The organism is Chryseolinea sp. T2 (assembly GCF_037203685.1).
GTDB lineage: Bacteria > Bacteroidota > Bacteroidia > Cytophagales > Cyclobacteriaceae > Chryseolinea.
Window position 1 is genome coordinate 764822 of record NZ_JBBCAU010000003.1, and the last position, 12159, is coordinate 776980.

The following is a 12159-nucleotide window of genomic DNA, read 5'->3' on the forward strand; positions in this document are numbered from 1 at the left end:
TCCCCACCTCAAAAAATCTCCAAATGTCTATCTTTGCGCCTTATCTGAAATTACGATCCTGGGGATCACAGGCGGATCTGAACAATGGCTGAGAAGTATAGAGAGCACAAAAACGTCAATTTTGCCCAACTGGCGGCAGAAATCCTGGAATTCTGGAAGCAGGAAAAGATCTTTGAAAAGTCGGTGGGAAACCGCGAGGGCTCACCCGCTTTCACGTTCTATGAAGGCCCTCCAAGCGCTAATGGAACCCCGGGCATCCATCACGTGATGGGGCGCACGGTAAAGGACATTTTCTGCCGTTTCAAGACCCTCCAGGGCTTTCAGGTGAAGCGCAAAGGCGGCTGGGATACCCACGGCCTTCCGGTCGAACTTCAGGTCGAGAAGCAGCTTGGCATCACCAAGGACGACATTGGCAAGAAGATCAGCATCGAGGAGTACAACAACAAGTGCCGTGAAACGGTGATGATGTACAAGGATCAGTGGGACGACCTCACCATGAAAATGGGTTACTGGGTCGATCTGGATCATCCGTATATCACCTACGAAAAAGAATACATCGAATCGCTCTGGTGGATCCTTCAGCAGTTTTACAAAAAGGGCCTCCTCTACAAAGGATACACGATCCAGCCCTACTCTCCTTCTGACGGAACTGGCCTCAGTTCGCACGAGTTGAATCAGCCCGGTTGCTATAAGGAAGTGAAGGATACTTCTATTGTTGCTCAGTTTAAGGCGATCAGAAACAGTGCTTCGGAGCTCCTGTTCGAAGGTGGCGCCACTGACGCATGTCTCCTGGCCTGGACGACAACACCATGGACGCTTCCCTCGAACACATCTCTTGTGGTAGGCGAAAAGATCACCTATGCCCTGGTCGATACATTCAATCCCTACACATTCAAACCTGTTCGCGTCGTGCTGGCGAACGATCTGCTTGGAAAGTATTTCAGCGCGAAGAACAAGGATCTTAAGCTTTCCGATTATAAGCCCGGCGACAAGGCGATCCCTTACCAGGTGATCAAAACCTTAAAAGGCAAAGAACTCGTTGGAATCAAGTATGAGCAACTGATGCCCTACGTGCAACCACTGTATGATGCCGGCAAGGCATTCACCGTAGTGGCTGGCGATTTCGTAACCACCGAAGATGGCACTGGTATCGTCCATTCGTCGCCAACATTTGGCGCGGACGACTTCAGGATCTCCAGGCAATATGGCATTCCTCCGATGACCGTTCGCGACGAAGCGAACAACGAGGTGCCTACCGTTGACAAAAAGGGCCGCTTTATTCCGCAGATCGGCGAAGCGTTGATGGCCGGTGTTGCCAAATTCAAGATCAAGACTCATAAGCCTCTTGCTGCCGACGACTTCTACGTTAAAAACTATACTGACGAAGACGAGAGCAATCCCGACTATAAAACAACCGACGTCATCATCTCCATCATATTGAAGGAGGAGAACAAGGCGTTCAAGGTTGAAAAGTACGAGCACACGTATCCACACTCGTGGCGTACCGATAAGCCCGTGCTGTATTATCCACTTGATGCGTGGTTTATCAAGACCACTGCATTAAAGGACCGGATGGTGGAACTGAACAAGACCATCAACTGGAAGCCTGAATCGACCGGTACGGGTCGGTTTGGTAACTGGCTTGAGAACCTTGTCGACTGGAACCTATCACGGTCGCGCTACTGGGGCACGCCGCTTCCGATCTGGCGTACAAAGGATGGCAGAGAGGAAATCTGCATCGGCTCGATCAAAGAACTGAACGAAGAAGTGAGCAAGGCCGTGAAGGCCGGTCTGATGAAGGCGGAGCTCTCTGAGAATTTTGATCTTCACCGTCCTTATGTTGATGATATTATTCTGGTGAGTTCATCAGGACAACCCATGTATCGGGAAACGGACCTCATCGACGTGTGGTTCGATTCAGGTGCCATGCCTTACGCTCAGTGGCACTATCCATTCGAAAACAAGGAAGTCTTCAATGAAAACTACCCCGCAGATTTCATCGCCGAAGGCGTTGATCAGACACGAGGATGGTTCTTTACGCTGCATGCCATTGCTGTAATGCTGTGCGATAGCGTTGCGTTTAAGAATGTTATTTCGAATGGTCTTGTGCTCGACAAAAACGGCAACAAGATGTCGAAGCGGAAGGGTAACGTTGTTAATCCTTTCGACACGCTGGCGCAATACGGTCCGGACCTCGTGCGCTGGTATATGATCGAAAACTCGACGCCCTGGGACAACCTCAAATTTGACTTTGATGGCATCACCGAAGTGCAGCGACGCTTCTTCGGAACGCTTCAAAATACCTATGCTTTCTTCGCGCTATATGCGAACATCGATGGCTTCGTGAAGGATGAGATGAACAACGTGCCGGCTAGTGAACTCACAAATCTCGACCGCTGGATCTTATCCAAGGCACAATCGCTGGTTGCTGAAGTTACTGCAGCATACAACGACTACGAACCGACTAAAGCAGCACGTGCTATCCAGGAGTTTGTGAACGATCACCTCTCTAACTGGTACGTACGTTTGAACCGTAAACGTTTCTGGAAGCCCGTACTCGAAGAGACCGGAGGACGTCAGGAGCGTATTGAATTGTCGACGGACAAGAAGGCTGCGTACGAGACCCTGCATACGTGTCTCATGATAACGGCACAGCTGATGTCTCCCGTTGCGCCATTCTATGCTGAGTGGTTATACAAGAACCTTACGGATAACATCCGCGATCGTGCGCGTCAGTTCAAGACGCCGCTCCGGTTTGAATCAATCCATCTTACCGACCTCGTGAAGACTGACCTGCCATGGAAGGATGAAGCGCTGGAATTATCGATGGATTATGCGCAGCGCATCTGTTCACTGGTACACAGCATCCGGAAGAACAGCAAGATCAAAGTGCGTACGCCTTTGCAAAAGATCCTTTTACCGGTGATTGACAATTCGTTTGCCGAAGCAGTGAAGTCGGTCGAAGAAATCATTCTTGCCGAAGTTAACGTGAAGGCCATCGAATACATCGATGATGCATCTGGCATAGTCGTTAAAAAGGTGAAGCCTAACCTTCCAAAGCTCGGCAAGCAATACGGACCGAAGATGAAGGAAGTGACGCAGGTGATCAATGGTTTGACCAAGGAAGAGATATCTGCACTCGAAAAACAGGGCAAGTTGTCAAAAGGAGGTTTTGATCTCGTTGTCGACGATGTACTGATCAGTTCAGAAGATATTCCCGGATGGTCTGTTGCCTCCGACGGAACAGTAACGGTTGCGCTGGATATCACCATCACCGACGCGTTACGCAAGGAAGGTATTGCCCGCGATTTCGTTAACCGCGTTCAAAACCTTAGAAAGGAAATGGGCATGGAAGTATTAGACAAGATACAGGTAGCCGTTGAGCGCGACAGTGATTTTGTGAATGCAGCGCTGAGTGAATTCAGCAGCTATATCCAAACCGAGACCCAGGCAGTAGCGTTAACGTTGATGTCGAGTGTTGCCGAGGCCGTGCCCGTTGAACTCGACGACATCACGTTGAAGGTGAAAATAAATGTGAAGAAGTGACCGCGCGCCGTACATGAAGATCTACAAATATTTCCTGCTTGCTCTCGGTGTGATCATCATCGATCAGGTGTCGAAGCTATTGGTACACCATTACATGTTTCTCCACCAGGAGATCACTGTAATTGGTAACGAGCAGTTTGGATTCAAGCTTCACTACCTGCTGAATCCGGGCATGGCGTTCGGCATTCGCTGGAACAATGAGTTCGGCAAGCTGGCCCTTACAGTATTCCGCATTGCTGCCATGGTAGGCATCGCCTACTATCTGGTGAAGATGGCCAAAAGGGACTCCAAGGCGGGTTTTCTATGGTGCATGGCGCTCATTCTTGGCGGTGCGGTGGGCAATGTTATTGATAGTACCTTCTATGGTGTTTTACTGAATAATCATCCGACCAACTCCCCTACTCCATGGTTTCATGGTCAGGTGATCGACATGCTGTTCTTTCCATTGTTCGATTTCACATGGCCCACCTGGGTACCGTTTGTTGGGGGAGATTACTTCTTTTTCTTCAGTCCCGTATTCAACATTGCCGATTCATCCATATTCGTGGGTGTGGTGATCATTCTTCTTTTTCAACGTCGTTTCTTTGGCGAGAAACTACATCCGGAGGATTATGTTACGGAGGCGCCCGTGGAGGGAACACACGAAGTCCGTGGCAGTGATCCGGTGATCGACAATCCTGAGAATCTGAAGTCGAATACCGGCGAGTAACGGCCGGGCTGGCGGTGGGGTAAGCCAGGATAGGGGACCTTATGGCGGTTGAATAGGTAAGTCACGGGAGATTCCGACCGGGCGAACAACCGCAAAATGTAAAACGCCAAATATGAAATGTAAAAGGGGATCGTGTCTTATGGGCGCATCCCACTATAGCATCATTGAGGGATTATTGAATCATTGCAAGAATTGCGATGTCCAAACTGCAATCCGCGTATCAAAAATCCTTATCCGCAGACGCTTATTGTCAATTATTAAATTGTCAATTCTCAATTATGCCCCTATTTTTAGCGACTTATTAACCCTAACCTAAGCACTCCAAATGAGTTTATTCATCAAGAAGCCTTTGTCGCAGCTATTAGGCCAGAGCGGCGAAAACACCCTCAAACGCACGCTCGGACCTGGAAACCTCGTTGCATTAGGCATAGGCGCCATCATTGGTGCAGGTTTGTTTGTCCGTACGGCTGCCGCTGCCGGTGAAGCAGCGGGTCCTGCTGTAGTCCTTTCCTTCGTAATTGCTGCTGTCGGTTGCGCGTTTGCCGGCCTTTGCTACGCTGAATTTGCGTCTATGATTCCCGTTGCCGGTAGCGCTTACACTTATGCCTACGTGACAATGGGCGAATTCGTAGCGTGGATCATCGGATGGGCGCTGGTGCTCGAGTATGCCCTTGCTGCCGCTACTGTATCCATCGCGTGGAGCGAATATCTTAACAATCTGCTCGTCAGTTTTGACTTCGGCGCGGTACCTTATCAATGGTGTCACTCGCCTTTAGAAACAAGTGCCGATGGCGTTTCGGGTATCATCAACCTGCCAGCGCTGTTCATTCTTCTCATTCTGAGCCTTATACTTATTAAGGGTACACAGGAATCTGCGGTATTCAATGCAATTATAGTGGTCGTTAAAGTTTCGATCGTACTTATTTTCATCGCTCTTGGATGGCAGTTTATCAATCCGGTGAACTACGATCCGTTCATGATCCCTGCAAACACACCAGGCCACGAAGGATTCCGCGAGCACGGATGGGGTGGTGTACTTGGTGGTGCGGCTATCGTGTTCTTTGCATTCATTGGATTCGATGCTGTATCAACTGCCGCTCAGGAAGCTAAAAATCCGAAACGCGATATGCCCATTGGTATCCTTGGGTCACTGGTCGTTTGTACTATTCTATACGTGCTGTTCGCTCACGTACTGACGGGTATCGCTAACTGGGAGGAATTCAAGACCGCCGGTAAGGAAGCATCAGTAGCGTACGCAATCCAGACTTACATGCATGGCTATGGCTGGCTCGGTAAAGCGATCACTATTGCAATCCTTGCGGGCTTCTCTTCAGTGATCCTGGTGATGTTGCTCGGACAGTCACGCGTGTTCTATACGATGTCGAAAGACGGCCTTATTCCTAAAGTGTTTTCTGACCTGCATCCTACTTTCAGAACCCCCTATAAGTCGAACATGATCCTCTTTGTATTCGTGGGTATCTTCGCTGGATTCATTCCAGGAAGCATGGCCGGCGATCTTACTTCTATCGGAACATTGTTTGCATTCGTAATGGTGTGTGCGGGAGTGTGGGTGATGCGTAAGAAGGATCCCAATGCTGTGCGTCCATTCAAGACTCCTTTGGTACCGATCGTTCCTTTTCTTGGGATGTTGATCTGTACGGCGATGATTTTGTCACTTCCCGCCGAGACACTGCTGATGGCGTTGGGGTGGATGATTGTTGGGTTGTTTATCTACTTCGGATACAGTAAGGCGAATAGTGTGTTGAGGAAGGTCAGGAGCAACTAAATTCAATTGATAATTGACAATTGATAATTGATAATTTGGGAGGGGCCTTTTCGGCCCCTTTTTTTATGTTCTGTCTATTGTAGGGAATACTCAAATCACGGTTCTTCGATCACTGCTCCTGTTTTGTGCATTAGCTCCGAACGCAGCGAAAGCGAAGAGAAGTAGCCGATGTAGCCAAAAATCAGAAGCTGTAGCTAGAAATCGACTTGCAACATCAGTAGTTGTTAACCTCCAAACCATGTTCAACGAGCCATCAAAAAAGCCCCGACAGGGGCTCCAAAATTATCAATTATCAATTGTCAATTATCAATTGCTGCCGTCATCGCACAACACCTATTGCTCGGTTCTAAGTTCGAGTTTAAAGCCGACGCCGTGGTAGTTGACGATCTGAACGCATTCGTCGTCGCGCAGATACTTTCTTAGTTTGGAGATGAATACATCCATGCTACGCCCCATGAAGTAGTCGTCGTTGCCCCAGATCTGCTTCAGGATCTCTTCGCGCTTCAATACCCTTTCACGATTTTGATACAGTAAACGAAGTACGTCGGCTTCCTTCTGCGTAAGAGACTTTTCCGATGTGCCGAACCTCAGGAGCAGCTTGGAAAAGTCGAATTCGTAGCTGCCCAGGCGGAACAACGTACTGCCTATTGGCTCGCTTACACGATCTCGTTTCAGAAACACTTCGATGCGACACAGAAGCTCTTCGAGGCTGAAAGGCTTAGTAATGTAGTCGTCGGCGCCGATGCGAAAGCCTTCAAGCTTATCTTCCGTCATTGACTTTGCCGTGAGGAATAATATCGGAATACTCTGATCTCTGGCACGTACGCTTCGGGCAAGTGTGAATCCGTCCTTGCGGGGAAGCATGACATCGAAGATGCAAAGATGAAAAGCCGTTGGAGCAAACAAACGGTCTGCCTCCTCCCCATCGCGGCAAAGAGTGACGTCATAGCCCTTCATGCTCAGGTTGTCTTTGATAACGAAGCCGAGACTTGGATCGTCTTCTACTAAAAGGATTCTTCGCATAGCAGACAAGTATTTAGTCCTGAGTCCTTAGTCCTGAGTCGTGAGTTGTTAATAGTATTTATAGTATCAGAGAATAGCGTCATGAGATGTGTTTTACGTCATCTTTTTTATTGAAGTGCAACTAAAGTCTATCAATACTCATGACCCACTCAGGACTAAGGACTAAGGACTCAGGACTACAACGGAAGCGTAACCCGAAATGTAGAGCCTTTGCCCAATTCACTTTCAACCGAAATCCGTCCCTTGTGAGCATCAACAATTGTCTTCACGTAGCTGAGGCCAAGGCCAAAGCCCTTTACGTCGTGAATGTTTCCCGTAGGGACGCGATAAAACTTTTGAAAGATTCGTTTGAGGGAGTCTTGTCCAATACCGATGCCGTTGTCCTGCACTTCAATGACAATGGTGCCGGCAACCATTATGGTGCGCACGACGATGTCGGGCACGACCTGACAATACTTAATGGCATTATCGAGCAGGTTGTTGATGACGTTGGTCAGGTGTAATTTGTCGCCATCGAGTTCCTGACTCACAGCGTCCAGTGAAAGATTAACATTGCCACCCTTCTCCTGAAGTGCAACTGCCTGATGACGCACAGCATCCTGTATCAATTGATGAATGCTCACCTTTTCTTTCTTCAGGTTAATCTGCTCCTTATCGAGGCGGGCCATCTGCAATACGCGCTCAACCTGTTGCTTGAGACGAATATTTTCTTTTTCAATGATGGCTGCGTAGTTCATCAATCGTTCAGGCTGATGGACGATGCCTGGATCTTTCAACACTTCAGCCGAGACAGCAATTGTTGCCAATGGTGTCTTGAATTCGTGCGTCATGTTGTTGATGAAGTCCTTCTGTATTTCTGACAACCTGCGTTGCTTGAGGATTACGAACAATGTGTATGAAAAGAAAACGATCACCAGCAACAACACAATAGATGAGAACGACCAGATACCCATCTGATTAGTGAGGTGTCCTTCGCGGTTAGGGAACTGGACTCCAAAATAATAGCCTTGAATCGGCCACTTCGGAAACTTGTGTGTTGATTTTACCTCCTTCGAAGTTTGCATGGGCACGTAGTCGCCGTAGACCATCCGTTCGCTATGGCAATCGTAAACGCCGTATTCAAAGTCGGCGCGGATGTTACGTCGCTCGAATTCGTTTCTCAACAGGACCTCGAGAAGTCCTGGCTGCACTTCGCTGTTGACCATCACAACGAAATAATTCGTCGACACCTGCTTCACAGGGTTGTTTGCGGGCGACATCGTTTTGTTGATCTCGAAGATTTGCTGTGCGACGTTGTAAAGTGCGGTATTGACCGTTCTTTCGAACTCGGCCTCTTTTAAGTCGAACGCGCGTCTCACCCAATATACCTGGGTGATGGTGATCCCCACGATGCAGAGCGCCGCGAGAATAACGACAAGGCGAATTGTTGACGATTTCACAGCCAGAATGCGGATTGTAGACCAAAAATAAGCAAACGCGTGGGGAAATCCAGTGCGCTGTTGGCTGTTAACAAGTCATTAACAAGAATTAAGAATTAAGAATTAAGAGTTAAGAATTAGCGGTCACGACCTGCGGTCGTGGCGTGCAATCAGCCGAAGGTTGGTGGCTAATTCTTAATTCTTAATTTCTTCGGCCCCGCTCTCCCTTTTTAACAACCCATTAACAAGACTTACAAACTCATTAACAACCTGGCATTGATTCGTGGCCTTACTTTGTTGCACGTAAACCAAACAAATAAAACCATGAACGTTCAACTATTTCCTCTGCTCCTGTCGGCATCAATGGCTATTACAGCAATAACGCCAGACATGCCCGGAGCGGCTATCGTTGCTTATCCTAATGCCGGGATAGTGACTGCTTCCAACGATTTGCCCTGTGCAAATGAGGTAACTGAAATGCCTGACTTCGCATGGGAAGAGACTGCTTACGACTTTGGTGCAATCAAACACAAAGAGCCTGTTACCCATGAGTTCCGGTTCAGGAACAATGGCAGTGAGCCGTTGATCATCACGTCCGTACAGGCGTCGTGTGGCTGTACCGTTGCGAAGTATTCAACGGATCCTATCATGCCCGGCGGCGAAGGCTTTGTTACCGCTACTTACAGTGCCGCAACGCTGGGTGTGTTCAACAAAACCGTTACGGTTAATGCGAACACACAGGACAAGGCAGTTGTGCTGTCGATCCGCGGAGAGGTGAGGTGATTTCAGGTTGCTCGTGCGCTGATGACCTGCTGATGAGGTCGTCGGCACACGGGCAGCGTTGAATTCAGATCCTCCGGCATCTGAATGTCAAGCACTTCGTTATTTCGTAAACGTTTTCGAATATATTAATTGCAAATAGAGGCCCCATACCCATAGAGCATCGAGTATTTGATAACTTTGTTAAGCTCTCAACCTGCTCAACGTATCTATGGCCAGCCAATTCAATGATGCCGTATCCACCCGGTATCACATGTACAACAGTCTTTTCCTGAACCTCCCTTATAGTGGCATCTATCGGACGGGCACCTTGCTTCCCTTGCTGGAGCAGGCCTGCACCGACGGCTACAACCGGGGCAAAGACCCCAAGAGCATCATCAGGAACTTCTTTAAGGACTATACGCCACAGGCGACCCGCGAAGAGCAGATTAACCTGCTGTTCAGCTTTATCCAGTACATCGAACGACAGGTAGTTCTTTTCGATTCGATAGAGGATGCCGCATTCTCAGAGATCAACGATGTAAATGGCAAAGGATCACTCACCGAACTGCTCGCGCGTGTATCTGCAGAAGACCTTATTGACGAACTGAAGACGAAGCTGGAGACGTTCAGTGTGCGAGTTGTGCTTACTGCGCATCCTACCCAGTTTTATCCTGGAAGCGTGTTGTCGATCCTCAACGACCTCGAGCTGATGATGCACAACAACGATGTTGAGAACATCAACCTTTTACTTCGTCAGCTGGGCAAGACGCCGTTTATCAATCGGCAAAAGCCTACGCCCTTTGACGAGGCTGTAAGCCTTTCGTGGTTCCTGGAGAACGTGTTTTACCCAGTGATCCCAGAAATCATTGTAAAGCTTATGAACGGCCTCAACATGAGGCCTGAAGAATGGGTCAACTATGACCTTCTCAAGGTTGGCTTCTGGCCAGGTGGCGACCGGGATGGCAATCCTTTCGTTACGCACGACATCACACTGCGTGTGGCTGATCACCTTCAGCGTACCCTGATGCGATGCTACTATCGCGACATTCGCGTACTCAAGCGCCGACTTACATTTGTAGGCGTGGACAATATCATTTCCCGTATCGAACGGTCGGTCTACCCGCTGGCATTCGGTGGACAAGGTGAAGTCTATAAAAATCCGGACGCACTGCTTAACGATCTCCTCGAAGCACGCGAAGTGCTTATGCGTGATCATAAAGGTCTCTTCCTGAATTTGCTTGACTCGCTGATCCTTAAGGTGAGGATCTTTGGATTTTACCTCGGCAGCATGGATGTGAGACAGGACAGCCGGAAGCACGCGTATGCCTGGGAAGCGATCTTTGAAAAGCTTAAAGGAAAATACAAGGCTCTTAAGGATTTTGATGAAAAGTCAGAGGAGGAAAAGATCAACGTATTGCTGGGCCTTAACTTCAAACCTATTTCGCTGTCGTTTGAAGACGCCTTTGTATCCGAGCTGATTGAAAGCATCAGCGCTATCGGTGCAATACAGGCACGCAATGGTGTTGAAGGATGTCATCGCTATGTGATCAGCAACTGCCAGTCGGCATTGGATGTAATCCGCGTTTACAAGCTTGCACAGCTCATCCTTGGAAAAGGCGACGACCTGACTCTCGACATCGTGCCCTTGTTCGAAACCATCGAGGATCTTGCTCATGCGCCAGGCATCATGACGGCGCTTTACAATATTCCGGCCTATCGCGAACACCTTGTTCGCCGCGGCGGGAAGCAAACCATCATGCTTGGATTCTCCGACGGAACCAAGGATGGCGGGTACCTGCGTGCAAACTGGTCCATCTTCCAGGCAAAGGAGAACCTCACGCGCATCACGCGCGAAGCGGGCTTCGCTGCCATATTCTTCGACGGTCGCGGCGGGCCCCCGGCGCGTGGTGGCGGAAATACGCACGACTTTTATGCATCGCTCGGCGATACCATTGAAGACAAAGAGGTACAGATCACCATCCAGGGTCAAACCATTAGCTCAAACTTCGGCAAGCCTGTTTCCTGTAAGTACAATATGGAACAGCTGTTATCGGCCGGTATTCACAACGCCATATTCCATGACGCGCGTGCCCTTAATAAGGCAGAGACGGCGATCATGGATTCGCTTGCTGAAGAAGGGCACAAGGCCTATCTGGAGCTGAAGCAACACCCTAAGTTTGTTCCCTATCTCGAAAAGATTACGCCGCTGTCGCTCATTGGCGATGCCAACATAGGCTCACGTCCCACAAAGCGGTCGTCGGGAAGTCTGAAGTTTGAAGATCTCCGTGCCATTCCTTTCGTTGGATCGTGGGCACAGATGAAGCAAAACATACCAGGGTTCTACGGCGTAGGTACAGCCATCAAGGAACTTAAGAAGCAAGGTAAGCTACCGGAGCTGAAGGCGTTATTCAAACATTCGCTATTCTTCAGGACACTCCTGAGCAACAGCATGATGTCGCTTACGAAAACTTACTATCCTGCAACTGCATACCTCGGTAAGGACAAGGAGTTCAGCGACCTTTGGAAGAAGATGAATGCCGAGTTCAAGTTATCAGTTCAGATGCTCCTGGAAGTTTCGGGTTACTCGGAGCTGATGGAGAACACGCCAATGAACCGCGATTCCGTAAAACTTCGTGAACGCATAGTGCTCCCGTTGATTACCATCCAGCAGTTTGCACTGCAGCACCTCAGAGGCCTTGAGCCGATTGACAAACAATATGAGCAAACTTGCAGGAAACTGGTGATCAGATGCATGTTTGGGATTATTAATGCCGCGCGGAACTCAGCCTGATAGAAATTGACAATTGACAATTGATAATTGATAATTGATAATTGATAATTGATAATTGATAATTGATAATTGATAATTGATAATTGATAATTGATAATTGATAATTGATAATTGATAATTGATA

General features: G+C 48.6%; 7 protein-coding genes. 5 read left to right on the forward strand and 2 right to left on the reverse strand.

Annotation, left to right across the window (positions count from 1 at the left end; all coding sequences use genetic code 11):
• Positions 1-84: 84 nt before the first annotated feature.
• From ileS to WBG78_RS13065, 3 genes are all read left to right on the forward strand, one after another.
• A complete protein-coding gene (gene ileS, locus WBG78_RS13055; RefSeq protein WP_337326866.1) occupies positions 85-3546 on the forward strand; it encodes an isoleucine--tRNA ligase in 3462 nt (1153 codons plus the stop codon).
• A 13-nt stretch (positions 3547-3559) separates the two neighbouring features.
• Positions 3560-4255: a lipoprotein signal peptidase gene (locus tag WBG78_RS13060; RefSeq protein ID WP_337326867.1), complete on the forward strand. Its 696-nt coding sequence runs from the start codon at positions 3560-3562 to the stop codon at positions 4253-4255.
• Between the two features lie 325 nt (positions 4256-4580).
• Positions 4581-6041 carry an amino acid permease gene (locus WBG78_RS13065; protein ID WP_337326868.1) on the forward strand — a complete coding sequence of 487 codons (1461 nt, stop codon included), beginning with the start codon at positions 4581-4583 and terminating at the stop codon, positions 6039-6041.
• 333 nt (positions 6042-6374) lie between these two features.
• On the opposite strand, the gene WBG78_RS13070 is transcribed toward WBG78_RS13065, so the two are convergent.
• Both WBG78_RS13070 and WBG78_RS13075 read right to left on the reverse strand, forming a co-directional pair.
• Complete coding sequence (locus WBG78_RS13070) at positions 6375-7064, reverse strand: response regulator transcription factor (RefSeq protein WP_337326869.1); 690 nt, start codon at positions 7062-7064, stop codon at positions 6375-6377.
• Between the two features lie 176 nt (positions 7065-7240).
• Positions 7241-8503 carry a sensor histidine kinase gene (locus tag WBG78_RS13075; protein ID WP_337326870.1) on the reverse strand — a complete coding sequence of 421 codons (1263 nt, stop codon included), beginning with the start codon at positions 8501-8503 and terminating at the stop codon, positions 7241-7243.
• Positions 8504-8806: 303 nt separating this feature from the next.
• Between WBG78_RS13075 and WBG78_RS13080 the strand changes: the two genes are divergently transcribed.
• Positions 8807-9265 (forward strand): DUF1573 domain-containing protein, encoded by a 459-nt coding sequence (locus tag WBG78_RS13080; protein ID WP_337326871.1) that lies wholly within the window; start codon positions 8807-8809, stop codon positions 9263-9265.
• Between the two features lie 208 nt (positions 9266-9473).
• Complete coding sequence (locus tag WBG78_RS13085) at positions 9474-12035, forward strand: phosphoenolpyruvate carboxylase (RefSeq protein ID WP_337326872.1); 2562 nt, start codon at positions 9474-9476, stop codon at positions 12033-12035.
• The last annotated feature ends 124 nt before the right edge of the window (positions 12036-12159 follow it).

What these genes read in the sequence shown, in the direction of transcription:
- WBG78_RS13060 (WP_337326867.1), top strand. Translation starts at nt 3,560, where the DNA reads ATGAAGATCTACAAATATTTCCTGCTTGCTCTCGGTGTGATCATCATC.
- ileS (WP_337326866.1), top strand. Translation starts at nt 85, where the DNA reads ATGGCTGAGAAGTATAGAGAGCACAAAAACGTCAATTTTGCCCAACTG.
- WBG78_RS13070 (WP_337326869.1), bottom strand. Translation starts at nt 7,064, where the DNA reads ATGCGAAGAATCCTTTTAGTAGAAGACGATCCAAGTCTCGGCTTCGTT.
- WBG78_RS13080 (WP_337326871.1), top strand. Translation starts at nt 8,807, where the DNA reads ATGAACGTTCAACTATTTCCTCTGCTCCTGTCGGCATCAATGGCTATT.
- WBG78_RS13085 (WP_337326872.1), top strand. Translation starts at nt 9,474, where the DNA reads ATGGCCAGCCAATTCAATGATGCCGTATCCACCCGGTATCACATGTAC.
- WBG78_RS13065 (WP_337326868.1), top strand. Translation starts at nt 4,581, where the DNA reads ATGAGTTTATTCATCAAGAAGCCTTTGTCGCAGCTATTAGGCCAGAGC.